The organism is [Bacillus] caldolyticus (genome assembly GCF_003595605.1).
Classification (GTDB): domain Bacteria; phylum Bacillota; class Bacilli; order Bacillales; family Anoxybacillaceae; genus Geobacillus; species Geobacillus thermoleovorans.
Genome location: NZ_CP025074.1, coordinates 276,994 through 295,002 on the forward strand (window position 1 = coordinate 276,994; position 18,009 = coordinate 295,002).

General features: G+C 52.8%; 13 protein-coding genes and 5 tRNA genes. 16 read left to right on the forward strand and 2 right to left on the reverse strand.

Features of this window, described 5'->3' with window-relative positions; all coding sequences use genetic code 11:
• The first annotated feature begins 3 nt into the window (after nucleotides 1–3).
• The 5 genes from CWI35_RS01450 to CWI35_RS01470 all read left to right on the forward strand — a co-directional run bounded on the left by CWI35_RS01450 (nucleotide 4) and on the right by CWI35_RS01470 (nucleotide 751).
• Nucleotides 4–86, forward strand: a tRNA-Leu gene (locus CWI35_RS01450).
• A 17-nt stretch (nucleotides 87–103) separates the two neighbouring features.
• A tRNA-Ser gene (locus CWI35_RS01455) sits at nucleotides 104–196 on the forward strand.
• A 298-nt stretch (nucleotides 197–494) separates the two neighbouring features.
• A tRNA-Thr gene (locus CWI35_RS01460) sits at nucleotides 495–567 on the forward strand.
• A gap of 10 nt (nucleotides 568–577) precedes the next feature.
• Nucleotides 578–659: transfer RNA gene (locus CWI35_RS01465), tRNA-Tyr, on the forward strand.
• Between the two features lie 18 nt (nucleotides 660–677).
• Nucleotides 678–751, forward strand: a tRNA-Ile gene (locus CWI35_RS01470).
• Nucleotides 752–980: 229 nt separating this feature from the next.
• Here the strand turns inward: CWI35_RS01470 and CWI35_RS01475 are convergent.
• Nucleotides 981–1,829 (reverse strand): MBL fold metallo-hydrolase, encoded by an 849-nt coding sequence (locus tag CWI35_RS01475; RefSeq protein ID WP_042381124.1) that lies wholly within the window; start codon nucleotides 1,827–1,829, stop codon nucleotides 981–983.
• Between the two features lie 146 nt (nucleotides 1,830–1,975).
• Between CWI35_RS01475 and CWI35_RS01480 the strand changes: the two genes are divergently transcribed.
• The 7 genes from CWI35_RS01480 to CWI35_RS18655 all read left to right on the forward strand — a co-directional run bounded on the left by CWI35_RS01480 (nucleotide 1,976) and on the right by CWI35_RS18655 (nucleotide 10,900).
• A complete protein-coding gene (locus tag CWI35_RS01480; RefSeq protein ID WP_011231247.1) occupies nucleotides 1,976–2,275 on the forward strand; it encodes a phasin family protein in 300 nt (99 codons plus the stop codon).
• A 51-nt stretch (nucleotides 2,276–2,326) separates the two neighbouring features.
• Complete coding sequence (locus tag CWI35_RS01485; protein ID WP_119877422.1) at nucleotides 2,327–4,003, forward strand: ABC1 kinase family protein; 1,677 nt, start codon at nucleotides 2,327–2,329, stop codon at nucleotides 4,001–4,003.
• Between the two features lie 343 nt (nucleotides 4,004–4,346).
• Nucleotides 4,347–4,937, forward strand: a complete 591-nt coding sequence (locus CWI35_RS01490; protein ID WP_033012734.1) for a CBO0543 family protein — start codon at nucleotides 4,347–4,349, stop codon at nucleotides 4,935–4,937.
• A 756-nt stretch (nucleotides 4,938–5,693) separates the two neighbouring features.
• The gene (locus tag CWI35_RS01495; protein WP_011231244.1) at nucleotides 5,694–6,113 is read left to right on the forward strand and encodes a CoA-binding protein; all 420 of its coding nucleotides are present in this window, start codon (nucleotides 5,694–5,696) and stop codon (nucleotides 6,111–6,113) included.
• Nucleotides 6,114–6,273: 160 nt separating this feature from the next.
• Nucleotides 6,274–8,211 (forward strand): DNA topoisomerase IV subunit B, encoded by a 1,938-nt coding sequence (gene parE / locus CWI35_RS01500; protein ID WP_011231243.1) that lies wholly within the window; start codon nucleotides 6,274–6,276, stop codon nucleotides 8,209–8,211.
• Between the two features lie 59 nt (nucleotides 8,212–8,270).
• Entirely contained in the window at nucleotides 8,271–10,715 is a 2,445-nt protein-coding gene (gene parC, locus CWI35_RS01505; protein ID WP_023634528.1) for a DNA topoisomerase IV subunit A, read from the forward strand.
• A complete protein-coding gene (locus CWI35_RS18655; protein ID WP_276121537.1) occupies nucleotides 10,712–10,900 on the forward strand; it encodes a PilZ domain-containing protein in 189 nt (62 codons plus the stop codon). The genes parC and CWI35_RS18655 overlap by 4 nt, the downstream gene beginning before the upstream one ends.
• A gap of 259 nt (nucleotides 10,901–11,159) precedes the next feature.
• Here the strand turns inward: CWI35_RS18655 and CWI35_RS01515 are convergent, their stop codons facing one another.
• The gene (locus CWI35_RS01515) at nucleotides 11,160–11,891 is read right to left on the reverse strand and encodes a MerR family transcriptional regulator (protein ID WP_011231240.1); all 732 of its coding nucleotides are present in this window, start codon (nucleotides 11,889–11,891) and stop codon (nucleotides 11,160–11,162) included.
• A gap of 296 nt (nucleotides 11,892–12,187) precedes the next feature.
• On the opposite strand from CWI35_RS01515, the gene treP reads away from it, so the two are divergent.
• The 4 genes from treP (at nucleotide 12,188) to CWI35_RS01535 (ending at nucleotide 17,776) form a co-directional block, all read left to right on the forward strand.
• The gene (gene treP, locus CWI35_RS01520) at nucleotides 12,188–13,606 is read left to right on the forward strand and encodes a PTS system trehalose-specific EIIBC component (protein WP_011231239.1); all 1,419 of its coding nucleotides are present in this window, start codon (nucleotides 12,188–12,190) and stop codon (nucleotides 13,604–13,606) included.
• A 114-nt stretch (nucleotides 13,607–13,720) separates the two neighbouring features.
• On the forward strand, nucleotides 13,721–15,412 hold the full coding sequence (gene treC / locus CWI35_RS01525) for an alpha,alpha-phosphotrehalase (RefSeq protein WP_011231238.1): 1,692 nt from the start codon (nucleotides 13,721–13,723) through the stop codon (nucleotides 15,410–15,412).
• A gap of 22 nt (nucleotides 15,413–15,434) precedes the next feature.
• Nucleotides 15,435–16,148, forward strand: coding sequence for a trehalose operon repressor (treR, locus tag CWI35_RS01530; protein ID WP_119877423.1), 714 nt, complete (start codon nucleotides 15,435–15,437; stop codon nucleotides 16,146–16,148).
• A 215-nt stretch (nucleotides 16,149–16,363) separates the two neighbouring features.
• On the forward strand, nucleotides 16,364–17,776 hold the full coding sequence (locus CWI35_RS01535; RefSeq protein WP_069304243.1) for a Na+/H+ antiporter NhaC family protein: 1,413 nt from the start codon (nucleotides 16,364–16,366) through the stop codon (nucleotides 17,774–17,776).
• The last annotated feature ends 233 nt before the right edge of the window (nucleotides 17,777–18,009 follow it).

The window sequence follows — 18,009 nt, forward strand, 5'->3', positions numbered from 1 at the left end:
TATGCGGTCGTGGCGGAATGGCAGACGCGCTAGGTTGAGGGCCTAGTGGGGGCAACCCCGTGGAGGTTCAAGTCCTCTCGACCGCATCGCTCCAAACAGCTATGGAGGAGTACCCAAGTCTGGCTGAAGGGGTCGGTTTCGAAAACCGATAGGGGTGTCACAGCCCGCGGGGGTTCGAATCCCTCCTCCTCCGCCATAAATATTGACTTAGCTCAATTGGTAGAGACGAGCACCTGCTTCGTCGAGTCGGCTTCGAGTTGCCTCGACGCATCCTGCTTCCTCGAAACAGCTTGTAGAGGAAGAGGCACAGAGCACAACAATGAGCCACCTTCTTGCATTTATTTTATGCCGACTTAGCTCAATTGGTAGAGACGAGCATCTGCATCGTCGAATTTGCTTCGAGTTGTCCCGACGCACCCAGCTTCTTCGAATTGGCTGGTAGAGAAAGGGACACAACAAATGAACAATGAGCCACCTTCTTGCATTTATTTTATGCCGACTTAGCTCAATTGGTAGAGCAACTGAATCGTAATCAGTAGGTTGCGGGTTCGAGTCCTGCAGTCGGCATCACGATTACGGAGGGGTAGCGAAGTGGCTAAACGCGGCGGACTGTAAATCCGCTCCCTTTGGGTTCGGCGGTTCGAATCCGTCCCCCTCCATTTTTATTTCTTATAAGCGGGCCTATAGCTCAGCTGGTTAGAGCGCACGCCTGATAAGCGTGAGGTCGGTGGTTCAAGTCCACTTAGGCCCATCACTTATGATGGACGACAAGAATGATTCTTGTCGTCTTTTTTGCGTTGTCGCTAAAGGCATAATGTGCTCTACCATCTCCATGGAGAATCCTCTGACTTTCACATGTCAACGGAAGGGTGCCCCCGTTCAGACACCCTCCCTTGGTTTTTACTTGAAAGTGGTTTTAGCAGAGAAACTTCCGCTTCAAACAAAACTAGAAGCCGTTCACGGAACGATAGTCCGTTTGCCTAATGGACGTACTTCCCATAATCAGGGGTAGCGATACGGTCAAAATCACGGGCGAGTTTTGTCAACCCTTCACGCAGCTCTTTGCCGGCGACAGGAGCACCGTGTCCGGTGATGGCGACTGACGGAAAGAGTGCGGCTAACTTGCGCACCGACTCGCGGGCGGCGCGCCAATCGATGGTATAATAGCGCGGCGGGCCGCTGATTTCGATTTGTTGGGTCAACACTTTATACAGTGAATCTTGGCGGACGGTGACGAACGCGTCGCCGGCGATTAAAGCGGCGTCGCGCGGCCGAAATAACGAAATGTGGCCTGGCGTGTGCCCCGGTGTGTGGATCCAGCGAAATTCCGGCAAGTGCGGAACGGTGCCGTCCGCAGGGAGCGGCTGGACGCGGTTGCCTAATTGAATCGGCTCGTTCGGAAAAAACGGCGAGATTTTGGCGATGAAGCCGCCCTCGACGGAAGCGTCAGGTTCAGGATAGCTCGCCTTTCCAGTCAAATACGGCAGTTCAGCCGGATGGGCATACACCGGGACATTCCAATGCTTGACAAGCTCAACAATCGCTCCAACGTGGTCAAAATGGCCGTGGGTTAAAACAATGGCTTGCGGGCGGCTGCCCTCTCCAAACCGTTGTTCCACAACGGAAATAATGTCATCAGCCGATCCCGGCATGCCAGCGTCGACCAATACAAACGCGTGGTCGTCCGGGCGGCCGACAAGACAAATGTTCACGATTTGGATCGTATGGCAGTACAAATCGGGCAGCACGCTGACGCCGACACCGCTTGCCACAGACGTCGCGTGAATAAAATGATAGTCTTCTCCGTAATGCAATGGTTCGTCGGCCATCAAACCCCTCCTTTGAATCGTTGTCCAACGATAGCATGCCGCATCGACCTGTCTCCTATACAAAAGAGCTGCCGTCTAGCTCGACATGGATCGCCAAAGAATGGTACAATAAGGAAAACACAATGGCACAAGGAGGCTACAAACGAATGAGCATTTTGAAAAAAGGATTGGCATTCGGGCTGGGATTGGCGATTGCCAGCAAAGAACAAGTGGAAAAAATCATTGACGAGTTAGTCAAAAAAGGGGAATTGTCGCTTGACGAATCGAAGGAAGTGATCGATCAATGGAAACAGCAGACCGAAGCGCGGAAAACGGAAGTGCAGCGGCTTGTACGCGAGCAAATCAAGCAGGTGATCGATAAACTCGACTTGGCGACGAAAGAAGACGTGCGGCAGCTCGAGGAGCGAATCCGCCGTCTTGAAGAAAAGGAACAAAGCGGGCAGTAAACCGATGCGGCCTGTCCGCTCGCTTTTTGCCGCCTTAGGAGAGATGTCTCGATGATCGGAAAACGGATGCGCCATATCGGAAGGTATCACGAAATCGCCGCCTCCTTGCTTCGGCACGGATTCGGGATGATCGTCGATGAACTCGGCTTTTCGTCGTTTCTTTCGTTGCCGCCGCGATGGAAAGCGGAGCAAGGGAAAAAGGAAGGAAAAACGGTTGGGGAGCGGCTCCGCCTTGTGCTTGAGGAGCTCGGCCCGACGTTCGTGAAGCTCGGGCAAATTGCCAGCACACGGCCGGATTTGATTCCCGCTCCGATCATCAGTGAGCTCGAAAAGCTGCAAGACCAAGTTCCGCCGTTTCCGTTTGCCGATGTCCGCCGGATTGTCGAAGCGGAGTTTGGAAGTTCGCTGGAAACACTCTTTCGTTCATTTGAGGAAATGCCGCTCGCTGCCGCTTCGCTTGGACAAGTGCACCGGGCGGTTCTTCCTTCCGGACAGGCCGTGGCGGTGAAAGTGCAGCGCCCGCACATCGCTGCGCGGGTGGAGACGGATCTGGAAATTTTGCAAGATTTGGCCGTGCTGGCGGAACGCCGTCTCGATTGGGCGGCAACCTACCAATTGTCTGAGATTGTCGATGAACTGGCGCGTTCATTACGGCAGGAGCTGGATTATACAGTCGAGGCGCGCCATGCGGAACGGTTTGCACGGCAGTTTGCCGGCGATTCGTCGGTGTATGTCCCGAAGGTGTTTTGGGATTATACGACGAAAACAGTGCTCACGATGGAATATGTCGAAGGGATCAAACTCGGGGAGATCGAGCGGTTGAAAGCGAACGGCCACTCCTTAAAAACGATCGCCGAGCGTTTGGCTGAAGCAACCTTTCAACAAATGTTTGAGCATGGATTTTTTCATGGCGACCCTCATCCTGGCAATGTATTTGTTCTTGACGATGGAACGCTTTCCTTCATTGACTTTGGCTTGATGGGCCGCCTTCGACCTCATGTCAAACATCATCTTTCTTCACTCATCATCGCCTTAATGCGGCAAAACACGGATGGGGTGTTGGGTGCGATTTACGGTTTAGGAATTGTTCCTGACGGAGTCGATGAAGGAAAATTGCGCGATGATATTGACGAGTTGCGGGAGAAATACTACCGCGTCCCGCTCGGTGAGATCAGTCTTGGGGAAGCCGTCGAGGATTTGCTTTCGGTGGCATTTCGCCATGGCATTCGCATCCCAAGCGATTTGACGCTGTTAGGGAAAGCGCTGTTGACGGTCGAAGGGGTCGTGGAGATGCTCGATCCGCAGTTTCGCATCATGGATGTGGCCGAACCGTTTGGGAGAAAGCTAATGAAAGAGCGTCTTCGGCCTGACCGTGTAGCGGAAACGGCGTGGAAACGGATTTTCGACTACGGTGAATGGCTGCTTCGCTTGCCGGACAGCGTAAAGGAATGGACGAAAATGATGCGGCACGGCAAGCTTCGATTGGAAATCACGGCGCCTGATTTGGAAACGCTGCTAAAGAAGCTCGATCAGATTACGAACCGGCTGTCGTTTAGCATCGTTCTTCTTTCGCTGAGCATCGTCCTTGCCGGGCTGATGATCGCTTCCTCGCTCGGGCGGCCGTCGACGCTGCTGTGGAAGATTCCTGCTGTTGAAATCGGATTAGGCGCGTCCGCTTTTCTGTTCGGTTGGCTGCTTTACTCGATTTTTCGTTCGGGAAAATTTTAGCGTTTGTTGCGCAATGATTTCTTTTTTCGGAGATTCTTGAAAGTTTGATGCAGTCCGATCCATGAAAGGGGCTGACCCAAAAGGCGATATATAGTGTGACAGAGAAGCGGCTGGTGCTTATATATAGCGATGAGAGAGGGTGTCCCAGTCCTTTTGGGACACCCCCTTTTTTCATCAATAATAATAAATTTGCACGAAGCACGTTTGTTAAGCCATGCTAGACAGCTTGATGGGGTGGAAAGCCGGTGGGGGCGCCGGAATAAATTCCACACTTTGGATTATACTAACAGTGCTGTCTGAGACTGCGTTTAGGGAGTGGGAAATGGGTTAGGGAGGATCGATGATGACGGTTTCTCTTCCTGTTGTTTGGATGGTGGAACTGGCAGCGGTCATGTTGAGTATAGCGGGAAGTTTTTGGATCGCCAAACGGCATATACGGAGATATGCGGTTTTGTATGCATTCAGTGCGGTGACAGGCATCGTTCTTTGCCTTGCGTTTGTCTATGCAGGCTTTTACTCCTTCCCTGTTAAGCTCGTTCCTTATACACCGATTCCGCTCGTTGAAATGGCAACCGTCATTCCGTTTTTCGTTTTGTTTGGAGTCAAGTACAGTCCGGAAAGCTGGGCATGGAAGTTGCCGTTTTACTTTGCGATGGTGCAGTTGATTATGTTGTTCGAGTTGGTTGCTCTTGTATCGCCGCACCCTCTGATTGATTATAAGGAACAGTGGGATGTGTGGGATTCATACACCGCCTGGTGGCTGTATTTGCTTTTCTTTGAGTGGATGGGCGGAAAAATCGTCCCCCAAAAAGCGCGCTCCCCGCTTGCGGCTTCCTCTTTCCGCTACGGCCGGTGGGGATGGATGATCGTCCATGCGATTGCCATGACTACCGTTTTTTTAGCTGGGGTGTACGCCGGGTGGAACATAAAATAACTGGCAGCATGTTTATTGCAAAATTAAAGTGCAGAGATGTGCAAAATTTCTATGCAAATGGTTATGCAGAGGGGCTTTACATGGAGGGGTAGCCATGATAACCTGTTTGGGTTTGCCAAATCTGTTACAGCTGGCCGCTTGGCAAAAGAATCATGGCTGCAGAGGCTCCATGTCAAGCCCTTAATAGCGAGAATTCAGATTGAATTTTTATGCGGTATAAACGAATTTATATACTGCAATACTCTGCACTTTTTTCTTGCAAAAAACAGCAGCAGGCCATCCATGTTCGGACAGCCAGCAAACAGAATGTCTGGATGCGGACGAGAAAGCGGATCGATGCGTAGGCGATGAATATGATGTTCAAGTTTGCGTCTGTTGTGGCCGGCCTAGGGTGTGTGGGCGCTGTGCAAAAAAGATCGATGATTTTTTCCTTTTTCTATTGGCTGGGCAGGATTTTGATCTGGCTGGAGCGAAACTATATAGATGCAACGAAATCGTTTCACATATCCTTGACGGAAAAGTGGCTCATCCATTTTTGACTGTCGAAGGCAAGCCATAGGCTTGCCTCCGTCACGCTAAGGCGTGACGGAAGACCGAACAACGACTCGCTTAAAGACCCATTCATGGGTCTTTAAGCGGTGTTGTTCGGTCACTCGACAGTCGGATGAAATGATCGGTAAAAACGAAAAATGTTAAAGCTTTAAATTGCATCTATATAGTACAGCAAAAAGGAGAATAAAGGAGGGAGAGACCTCGATGTCCATTGTCAACCCAAGCCGGGAAGAAATCGGTGAAATTTTGCGCAAGGCGAAACGGATTGCCGTCGTTGGGTTGTCCAACAATCCGGAGCGCGAGTCGTATATGGTGGCGAAAGCGATGAAAGACGCTGGATACGAAATCATTCCGGTCAATCCGATGATCGATGAGTGGGAAGGCATTCCGGCGGTTGATCAACTAACCGATATCGAAGGCCATGTCGACATCGTCGATGTGTTCCGCCGCTCTGAGCATTTGCCCGAGCTGGCCCGCGAGTTTGTGCAAATCGATGCCGACGTGTTTTGGGCGCAGCTTGGCGTCGTCAATGAGGAGGCGTATCGCTTTTTGAAAGAAAAAGGCTACACGGTCATTATGGACCGCTGCATTAAAGTGGAACATGCGCTCACCAAGCGTGCTTAATCTTAATCCATGAAACGGCCATCTTGTTCGAGATGGTCCTTTCGTTTTTTTGTCGCACTTGTCCGAATTTGTCGGGGGATGTCAAAAGGCAATGGACAGTCGGGAAGTTTGTGGTACAATAGAAACAGGTGTTCTTGTTTTTGTAGGAAGGGGTGGCCTTGTGGCAAAGCATGCGACATACGAATATAACGAAGATGCCATTCAAGTGTTGGAAGGGCTCGAGGCAGTCAGGAAGCGGCCGGGGATGTACATTGGCAGCACCGACAGCCGCGGCTTGCATCATCTTGTCTATGAAATTGTTGACAATTCGGTCGATGAGGCGTTGGCTGGATACGGAAACTACATTTTCGTGCAAATACATAAAGACAACAGCATCACGGTTTTGGATGAGGGGCGCGGCATGCCGGTCGGGATGCATAAGCTCGGCAAGCCGACGCCGGAAGTCATTTTGACCGTGCTTCATGCCGGCGGCAAATTCGGCCAAGGCGGCTATAAAACGAGCGGCGGCCTGCACGGAGTCGGGGCGTCGGTTGTCAACGCCTTATCAGAATGGCTGGTCGTCACGATTCATCGCGACGGCTTCATTTACCGGCAGCGGTTTGAGCATGGAGGCAAACCGGTGACGACGCTAGAGAAAATCGGCACAACGAACAAAACCGGAACCATCATTCAATTTAAGCCGGACCCAACGATTTTCAGCACGACAGTCTTCGATTATGAAACATTGAGTGAACGGCTGCGCGAATCGGCGTTTTTGTTAAAAGGGCTGAAAATCGAACTCGTTGACGAACGGACCGGCATGCGCGAGGTGTTCCACTACGAAAACGGAATTGAAGCGTTTGTCGCCTATTTGAATGAGGAGAAAGATGTGCTCCACCCGGTCGTTTATTTTGCTGGCGAGCAAAACGGCATTGAAGTCGAGTTTGCGTTCCAGTTTCATGACGGTTATTCGGAAAACGTGCTGTCGTTTGTCAACAACGTGCGCACAAAAGACGGCGGCACGCATGAGGCGGGTGCGAAAACGGCGATGACGCGCGTTTTTAACGAATACGCCCGCCGTGTCGGTTTGCTCAAGGAAAAAGATAAAAATTTGGAAGGAACCGATATTCGCGAAGGGTTGTCCGCGGTCGTTTCGGTGCGCATCCCAGAGCACTTGCTGCAGTTTGAAGGGCAGACGAAAGGAAAGCTCGGAACGAGCGAAGCGCGTTCGGCCGTCGATGCGGTGGTGTCCGAGCAGCTGATGTACTTTCTGCAAGAAAACCCGGACGTAAGCGCGATGCTCATTAAGAAAGCGATCCGGGCCTATCAGGCGCGTGAAGCGGCCCGCAAAGCGCGCGAAGAGGCGAGAAGCGGCAAAAAGCGGAAAGGGAAAGAGGCGCTCTTAAGCGGCAAGCTGACGCCGGCGCAAGGGCGCAATCCGCAAAAAAATGAGCTCTATCTCGTTGAAGGCGATTCGGCGGGCGGTTCGGCGAAACAAGGGCGCGACCGTCGATTCCAGGCGGTGCTTCCGCTGCGCGGAAAAGTCATCAACACGGAAAAGGCGAAACTTGGCGATATTTTGAAAAACGAGGAAATCAATACGATCATCCACGCCATCGGCGGCGGCGTCGGGGCTGACTTTTCGCTCGATGATGTCAACTACGACAAAGTGATCATTATGACCGATGCCGACACGGACGGCGCCCATATTCAAGTGCTGCTTTTGACGTTTTTTTACCGCTACATGCGTCCGCTGATTGAAGCGGGAAAAGTGTACATCGCCTTGCCGCCGCTTTACAAAATCAGCAAAAAAAGCGGCAAAAACGAAATCGTCGAATATGCGTGGACGGACGAGCAGCTGAAAGAAATTACGAAAAAAATGGGCCGCGGCTATACGATTCAGCGCTATAAAGGGCTCGGCGAAATGAACGCCGATCAATTATGGGAAACGACGATGAACCCACAGACGCGTACGCTCATCCGCGTGCGCATTGAAGATGCGGCCCGCGCCGAACGGAGGGTGACGACGCTCATGGGCGACAAAGTCGAGCCGCGCCGCAAATGGATCGAAACGCACGTCGCCTTCGGGCTCGAAGAGGAACCGGGATGGATCGGCTGATGGCGGCGTGAAAAGGCGCCGCCTTTTTGGTGCTGATGTGTTAGGAAAGGAGAATGACGATGGCAGAACGATTGCTGGAAATGCCGTTAGAGGACGTGCTTGGCGACCGCTTTGGCCGCTACAGCAAATACATTATCCAAGACCGGGCGCTCCCAGATGCGCGCGACGGGTTGAAGCCCGTGCAGCGCCGTATTTTATATGCGATGTACATCGATGGCAACACGGCTGATAAACCGTTTCGCAAGGCGGCGAAAACGGTTGGAAACGTGATCGGCAACTTTCATCCGCACGGCGACTCATCGGTGTATGAAGCGATGGTGCGGATGAGCCAAGAGTGGAAGCTGCGCAACGTGCTGGTGGAGATGCACGGCAACAACGGCAGCATCGACGGCGACCCGCCGGCGGCGATGCGCTACACGGAAGCGCGCCTGTCGGCGATTGCCGCCGAATTGCTTCGCGATATTGACAAAGAAACTGTTCCGTTTGTGCCGAACTTTGACGATACGACCGATGAGCCGACCGTCCTGCCGGCGATGTTTCCGAATTTGTTGGTGAACGGCTCGACCGGGATTTCGGCCGGCTATGCGACCGACATTCCGCCGCATGCGCTTGGCGAGGTGATCGACGCCGTCTTGATGCGGATCGACCGGCCGGATTGCACTGTTGACGAGCTGATGACGGTTCTTCCTGGCCCCGATTTTCCGACCGGCGGCATCATCCAAGGGAAAGACGGCATCCGCAAGGCGTATGAGACCGGCCGCGGGAAAATCATCATCCGCGCCAAAGCCGCCATCGAGCAGGGAAAAGGCGGGAAAAAGCACATTGTCATCACGGAACTGCCGTATGAAGTGAACAAAGCGAATTTAGTGAAAAAAATTGACGAGCTTCGCCTCGACAAAAAGCTCGACGGCATCGCCGATGTGCGCGATGAAACGGACCGGAACGGGCTGTCGATCGTCATCGAATTGAAAAAAGACGCCGATGCGGAAGCGATTCTCAACTACTTGTACAAAAATACGGATTTGCAAGTGCCGTACAGCTTCAACATGGTGGCGATCCATGAGCGCCGGCCGAAGCTGATGAGTTTGCCGGAGCTGTTGGATGCCTACATCGCCCACCGGAAAGAGGTCGTCACCAACCGCTCGCATTTTGAGCTGAAAAAAGCGAATGAGCGGAAGCACATCGTCGACGGCTTGATTCGGGCGCTTTCCATTTTGGATGAGGTGATTGCGACAATTCGGGCTTCAAGCGACAAGCGCGACGCCAAAGAACGGCTGATGGCTCATTACGGATTCACCGAAGCGCAGGCCGAGGCGATCGTGACGCTCCAGCTGTATCGGTTGACGAACACCGACATCACGGCGCTGCGTCAAGAAGCGGAAGAACTGGATCAAGCAATTGCGGAACTTACGGGGATTCTCGCAGATGAAAAGAAGCTGCTTGGCGTCATCAAAAAAGAGCTGAAGACGATGAAAAAGCAATATGCCGATGAGCGGCGGACGGTGATTGAAGAGGAGATTGAAGAGCTGAAAGTGAAGGTGGAGGCGCTCATTCCGGCGGAAGACGTGATCGTCACCGTGACAAAAGAAGGATATGTGAAGCGGACGAGCTATCGTTCATACAGCGCCTCAAACGGTCAAGACATGGGCATGAAGGAAACGGATCGGCTGCTCGCCCAGCTCGAGATGAATACGACCGATGTGCTCTTGCTTTTCACCCGCCGCGGCTACTATTTATACTGCCCGGTGCATACGCTCCCTGATATCCGTTGGAAAGAGGTCGGCCACCACATTTCCCATCTCATTCCGCTTGAACGCGACGATGAACTCGTCGCCGCTGTTCCAGTCTCTTCCTTTAACACCGGGGAGCAGCTCATCTTTGTGACGAAACAAGGGCTCGTAAAGCGAACGGAGCTCGCTCAATACCAAGTGCAGCGCTACACCCGCCCGCTTGTGGCCGTTAATGTGAAAGAGGATGATGACGTCATCGCCGTCTACGCGACGGATGGATGCGGCCATCTTTGGCTTGCGACGCATGATGGACATGCGCTCTTGTTTGCCGAGGAGGAGATCAGCCTTGTTGGCGTGCGCGCGGCTGGCGTGAAAGGGATTCAATTGAAGGAAGGGGACTTTGTCGCCGCTGCGTGTCCCGTTCGCCTAGAAGAGGGGGGCTCGTTCGTCGTCGTGACGCAGCGCGGAGCGGTGAAAAAAGTGGCGATGAGCGAGTTTGAGCCGTCATCACGGGCGAAGCGCGGCGTTGTGATTGTGCGCGAAGTGAAATCCAACCCGCACCGAGTTGTCGGCGCCGTCTTTGTCAGCAGCGATGAGGAAATGGTCGGATTGCGGACGGAAAAAGGGGTGGTCGAGACGATCGAAGCCGCTTCCCTTCGTCTCTCCGACCGCTACAGCACGGGTTCGTTTGTCGTTGACACTGACGAAGCCGGGCCGGTGGTGGACGTCTGGAAAGAGCCGGCGAAGCTGCTTGGAAAAGGGGAAGAAGGATGAGGTTTAAGCGTCAAGAACCGTTCCGGCATCAGTTTGGCCGGCCGCTCCCGGCCGAACTGCGCACAGCCGATGGCGAGCGCAGCGTCTACATTCACGATCTAAGTCCGCACGGGATGAAAATCGAAACGGAAGGCCGCCTTCCTTTTCAACAGGGGGAACGCTGGTTGACATCTCGTTTTGGCTAAACGCTGCCCCCTTTACGCTGCGGGGGCAGCTTGTCTGGGAAAGACCGTTTGTCCACGCCTACTATTATGGCGTCCGCCTCCATGTCACCAAACAAGAAGAAGCGCACTTGATCGAAGCCATCAAACGACATGCGGCCGAGAGCCGCCGAATATGACGCAAAAAGGGGCCCGCGTTTTGGCGGGGCCCTTTTTTGATTTTTGACGGAGGTATGGCGCATCCAAAACGGGTGCCCTTGTCACATTGATGCCAAAATTGTCTTCACCAAAACTTCCACCATTTATTTGCCCGTGTTCGAGCAGCGCTGGTGCTGGCAGCGGTTTGCCGAAACGACAACACGAGCTCGCGAAACGCTTTTTCCCGTTCTAAAATGCGCAGTTCGAGCTGTTTTCGCTCCTCTTCCTGTCTTACTTTTTCCTCTTGACAGAACGCGACGACCGTTTCCAAATGTTCATGCAGCTGTTCCGTTTTTTGCTGCCATGCGTCCTCGTAATCGCGGAGTGAACGGCGCACCGTTTCGGCAGCTGCCGTCGTTTGCTCCTCGATGTAGTCAAGGCGGCCTTTCACCTCATCCATCGCTTGCCGGACCGTGGCTGTCGTTTCCTGTTTCAAGGCGTCGACGATATCGTCTTTTAAGCGGGCCGCCAACTGCTCGGCTATGTATGGCATCCCTTGATGCAGCAGGCGGGGCACATCGATGATTTCCCCTTCCATGACGGCTGTTTCCACTTGAGCGGCTGTCTCGTTGGCTCGCTCTGCCGGTTGTCCGTCCATTTGCCTGATCATTTCAGCCACTTCGCGCGGATGGCGGCCGTCCTCAAGCCAAGTGCGGATATGGCGAAACCGGTCGATCAGCTCGTCGGTGTACATGCGTGCCCCCTCGGTTGTGCGTGGGACGGCAATCGATCCGGCGAACTGCTTTTCCCATTGTTTCAAATCGCGGGCGGTGACCCCGATTTTTTTCGCTGCTTCGCGGAGTGTATAGGTTTTCATCGCATTTCCTCATCCTTTCTCGTCTTTTGGCATTGATTTGCGTTATGTTTTATTTTCCTACTCGGTCGTTGATTTTCCTGCCGCTTGACAAAACATAACAAAAGAAGTGGAAGTTAGTAAAAAAACAACAACTATTGTCGAAAAATGAAGAAGGTCATCGAAAGATGTTGACAAACTTGTATATACAAGATAAAATGAATTCAGGTTGTATATACAAGTTTGTTTGCAACCGGTTGCTGAAAGCGATTTAACGCTATAGCGGTCGTTGTTAAGGAAAGAAAAGGGAGGCGTTCATCATGGGGGCATACCAACAAGCAGCCGCGCAAATCGTTGAAGCCATCGGCGGCAAAGAAAACATCGTCGCCGCCACGCATTGTGTGACGCGGCTTCGGTTTGCGCTCAAAGAGGAAGGAAAAGTCAATAAGGAAGCGCTTGAGCGCATCGATGTCGTCAAAGGGTCGTTTTCGGCAAACGGCCAGTTTCAAGTCGTCATCGGCCAAGGGCTTGTCGATAAAGTGTATGACGACCTCATCGAGCTGACGGGCATCGGCCGGGCGACAAAGCAGGAGATTAAAGACGCTGCGGAAGCGAAGCTCAATCCGCTGCAACGCGCGATTAAGACGCTGGCTGATATTTTCATTCCCATCTTGCCGGCAATCGTGACGGCCGGTTTGTTAATGGGGATTAACAACGTCTTGACAGGCCCAGGCATTTTTTACGAAGGGAAATCGTTTGTCGAGGTGCACAAAGAATGGGCCGATTTGGCGAACATGATCAACTTGATCGCCAATACGGCGTTCGTCTTCCTGCCCGGTTTGATCGGCTGGTCGGCGGTGACGAAATTCGGCGGCAGCCCGCTCTTAGGGATTGTCCTTGGTTTGATGCTCGTCCACCCAGATTTGCTCAACGCTTGGGGCTGGGGAGCGGCGAAAGAAAAAGGAGAGATTCCAGTTTGGAACTTGTTCGGCTTTGAAGTGCAAAAAGTCGGCTACCAAGGACAAGTGCTGCCGGTGCTGGTGGCTTCCTACGTGCTGGCGAAGCTGGAGCTGTTTTTGCGCAAGCGCATTCCGGATGCGTTTCAGCTGTTGCTTGTCGCGCCGCTTGCGTTGCTCATTACGGGCTTTTTGGCGTTCATCGCCATTGGGCCGATCACATTTGCGATCGGCAATGCCATTACCCACTTGTTTGTCACGATTTTTGACACGGTTCCGGCTCTTGGAGGATTGTTGTATGGAGCGTTGTATGCGCCGCTTGTCGTCACCGGGATGCACCATACGTTCTTGCCGGTTGACTTGCAGCTGATTGCCAATACCGGTGGCACGTTCCTTTGGCCGATTTTGGTCATGTCAAACATCGCCCAAGGTTCGGCAGCGTTGGCGATGATGTTTGTCGCGAAGGAGGAAAAGCTGCGCGGTTTGTCGTTTACGTCGGCTGTTTCCGCGTATTTAGGCATCACGGAACCGGCGATGTTCGGGGTCAACTTGCGCTTTCGCTTCCCGTTTATCGCAGCGATGACAGGGGCGGCAATCGCTGGCATGTTCATCACGATCAATAAAGTGATGGCCCCGTCGATCGGCGTCGGCGGCCTGCCGGGTTTCTTGTCGATCGTGCCGCAAAAGTGGACGCCGTTCTTTATCGGCATGGCGATCGCGATTGCGGTGCCGTTTGCGCTGACGTTTGTCTTTGGGAAAGTGCGTAAAGCCGCCCGCTCATGATTGCCGTGTGTGGAAGCAAGAGAACGATGTGCGAAATCATTTATTTCCCGCCCGTACCATTGGCCGCCGATGCCAATGGTATGTTTTTTATCCCGACGAACGAGGTGAAGAGAGATGTCAACAACCCCTTGGTGGAAAAAAGCGGTCGTTTATCAAATTTATCCGAAAAGCTTCTACGATACGAATGGAGACGGCATTGGCGATTTGCCGGGCGTGATCGAGAAGCTTGATTATTTACAAAAATTGGGTGTCGATGTCATTTGGCTGACGCCGATCTACGCGTCGCCGCAGCGCGACAACGGTTATGACATCAGCGATTATTTCCGCATCCATCACGAATACGGAACGATGGACGATTTTGACCGTCTGCTTCACGAAGTGCATGCGCGCGGCATGAAGCTGGTGATGGACATGGTCGTCAACCATACCTCAACCGACCATGAATGGTTTCAGCAGGCGCGCTCCTCGAAAACGAACCCATACCGCTCGTTTTACATTTGGCGCGACCCGAAGCCGGACGGCGGAGCGCCGAACAACTGGCAATCGAAATTCGGCGGCTCGGCGTGGGAATACGACGAACAAACCGGCCAATATTACTTGCATTTGTTCGATGTGACACAAGCGGACTTGAACTGGGAAAACGAAGAGCTGCGCCGCCGCATTTATGACATGATGCATTTTTGGCTTAAAAAAGGAGTGGACGGCTTTCGGCTTGACGTCATCAACTTGTTGTCAAAAGACCAGCGCTTCCCGGATGATGACGGTTCGGTGCCGCCGGGGGACGGGCGCCGCTTTTATACGGACGGACCGCGCATTCATGAGTTTTTGCAAGAGATGAACCGCGAAGTGTTTTCGAAATATGACGTCATGACGGTCGGGGAAATGTCGTCGACGACGATCGATCATTGCATCCGCTACACGAACCCGGAAAACCACGAGCTCAATATGACGTTTAACTTTCACCACTTGAAGGTCGATTACCCGAACGGAGAAAAATGGGCAGTCGCCCCATTTGATTTCCTTGCCTTAAAACGCATTTTGTCCGAATGGCAAGTCCGGATGTATGAAGGCGGCGGCTGGAATGCGCTCTTTTGGTGCAACCACGATCAGCCGCGCATCGTGTCGCGCTATGGCGATGACGGGACGTATTGGAAAGAGTCAGCGAAAATGCTGGCGACGACGATCCATTTGATGCAAGGGACGCCCTATATTTACCAAGGCGAAGAAATCGGCATGACCGATCCGAAATTCACCGATATTCGCGACTACCGCGACGTTGAGTCGCTCAACATGTACCGGATTTTGCGAGAACAAGGCAAAAGCGAGCAAGAAGTGATGGAAATTTTGCAGCGAAAATCGCGCGACAACTCACGCACGCCGATGCAATGGGACGACAGCCCGCATGCTGGTTTCACGTCCGGGACGCCGTGGATTCGCGTCGCCGACAACTACCGACGCATTAACGTGAAACAGGCGCTCGCCGACCGCGACTCGATTTTCTACCACTATAAGCGGCTCATTGAGCTGCGCAAACAGTATGATCTCATTACGACCGGGCGCTATGAGCTGCTGCTTGCGGACGATCCGCATATTTTCGCCTATATGCGTCATGGCGATGGAGAAAAGCTGCTTGTTGTCAACAATTTTTATCCAATCGAAACGACGTTCACGCTGCCGAAAGAAGCAGGAGCCGATGGCTATACGGGAGAACTGCTGCTTGCCAATTATTCGGACGCGCCGGCCGATTTTCGCCGCATGCAGCTGCGCCCATACGAATCGGTTGTTTATCTTTTGCGCCGGCCGTGATACAATACAAGCGGTGATTCTTATGCATGAAAACAAATATTTAACCATTTACCATGACCTCATTTCCCGCATCCGCCGCGGAGAATGGAAGGCGTACGACAAGCTGCCATCGGAACACGAGCTGGCCGCCCGATATGAGACATCGCGCGAGACGATTCGCAAAGCGCTCCATTTGTTGTCCGAGCACGGCTATATCCAAAAAATGAAAGGAAAAGGATCTATCGTCCTTGACGTCGGCAAATATGACTTTCCCGTATCCGGATTGGTCAGCTTTAAAGAACTGGCGCAGACGATGAAGCAGCCGGTGCGGACGATCGTGCATGAACTGGCGATCATCAAGCCGGATCGCGAGCTCAGGCAGCATCTGCGCGCCTCAAGCAAAGACGAAGTGTGGAAAGTCGTGCGCGTCCGGGAAATCGGCGGAGAGCGGATTATTTTGGATAAAGACTTTTTTCTGAAAAAGCATGTGCCGCTATTGACCAAAGAGATTTGCGAAGACTCGATTTATGAATATTTGGAAACGAAGCTGTATTTGCCGATCAGCTTTGCGAAAAAAGAAATATCGGTCGACGAAGCGACGGACGAAGACCGGCGCTATTTGGATTTGCATGGCGATGACCGCGTCGTTGTCGTCAAAAACTATGTGTATTTAAGCAATGCTGCATTGTTTCAATATACGGAATCGCGTCACCGGCTCGACAAGTTCCGATTTATCGATTTTGCGCGCCGGAAATGACAACGCCTTCTGTGCCCCAGGTTGTTTGGGAGTCAGCCCGGGGCGGATGGAAGTGTGGGCCACGCTGCAAACTGCAGCGCGGCTTTTTTTTGTTTGCGTGGGCAACATAAATTTTATAAATAAAACTATGTTCTAAATCTTCAATGAAAATCATAAAAAAACTGCATTATGGCTATCCTTCTTGGTAACAACATCATCGCAAAGGAGGCGCCGACGTGGAAGGAACATGGTGGTCGCTGTTGCCTTTTCTGCTCATCATTCCGTTGGCGGTATGGCTGAAAGAAATTTTGCCCGGCCTCGTGGCCGGATTGCTCGTCGGAGCGTTTTGCCTTGAGTGGTCGGCTGTCGGCGCGATTGAGCGCGCTGTTTCCGCTGTTCTTCACGCCCTGACCGATCCGGAGCATATGAAGGTGGCCGCGTTTTTGTATTTGTTCGGTTCGCTTGTCGGCATGATGCAAATTACCGGCGGGATCAAAGGGTTTGTCGAGAGACTCTCCGGCCGCATCCGCTCGAAGCGGGGGATTTTGTTGTTCGTTTGGCTGACGGTGCCGGTGACGTTTTTTATGCCGATGTTTCGCATTATGCTCCTTGGACCAGTGATGAAAGCGGTCCTTCGCCAGTTTCGCATCGACCGCCGCCGCATGGCGTACATGATCGACGTCTCGACCGAGCCGATCATCGTGCTTTTGCCAGCGGCGACAGCGTTCGTCGGCTTTATGACTTCTGTTGTCGCCGCGGCGCTTGAGCAAAACGACATTCACGAATCGCCGTATGACGTGTTTTTGCGCAGCCTGCCGTACAACTTGTTTGCGATTGTCGCTCTGGCCGTCGGGGTGTTGACGACGATGTTGAACATCCGGATCGGCAAACCGCGGGCGAAAAAAGGAGAAGGGGAAACGAATACACTGCACGGGCTCGGATTGCGCAAGGAGCTGGCGCTGATCAACGGGGAGCCGTTGCACTTGTTTGTCCCGCTGGCGCTGTTAATCGCGCTGACGTTTGCCTTTTTCGTGTACGACGGGAGGAAACGCGGGGCAGAGAATTGGTGGGAGGCGTTTTCCGCGGCCGATGCGACATGGGCGATGCTGTTGGCGCTGTTTGTGACCATCCTTTTGTCGATGATGTTTTATTTGTGGCGCCGACAATCGCTCTCAGAGTTGACGTACCACTTTTTTGCCGGAGGAAACGAGCTGATGGCGCCGATCGGCATGCTCGTTCTCGTATGGGCGGTCTCGGCGGTGGCGGGGGAACTCGGATTTGCGGAGTACGTGTCGTCGACGTTCGGCACATGGCTGCCGGGGGCATTCGTGCCAGCGGCCGTGTTTTTGGTCGGATCGTTTTTATCATACTTTATCGGTTCTTCATGGGGAACGTGGGGCATTTTGATGCCGCTTGGCGTCACGCTTTCCCATGCGACCGGGGCGCCGCTCGAGGTGACAGTCGGCGCCGTGTTTGCGAGCGGGACGTTTGGCGCCTTTGCTTCGCCGCTTGGCGATACGACGATTACAACGGCAGCCATTATGGATATGGACTTGATGAGCTATGCGAAATACAAATTGCGCATCTCTCTCCTTTGCGCCGGCGTGTCGCTTGCAGGATACGTTCTTTTGCCGCTTTGGGCCGGTTGACCGCAGACGCCCCGTCTGCCCTCGCCGGGCTTTTTTATCTACCCTGAAAATGTCAAAACTATATAGGTTCCAATTGTTCGTTACCATTTGCACTTCGATACATGCGGATGCAATCTAATGTGTCAGGCAATCGGCGAAGTGTAAACCAAAAATTCAACTTAATTGAAAGAGATTTTCATCCTTTCGTGCAACGTACTGGATTCGCGACAATATTTCATGTCACAAACAATGTT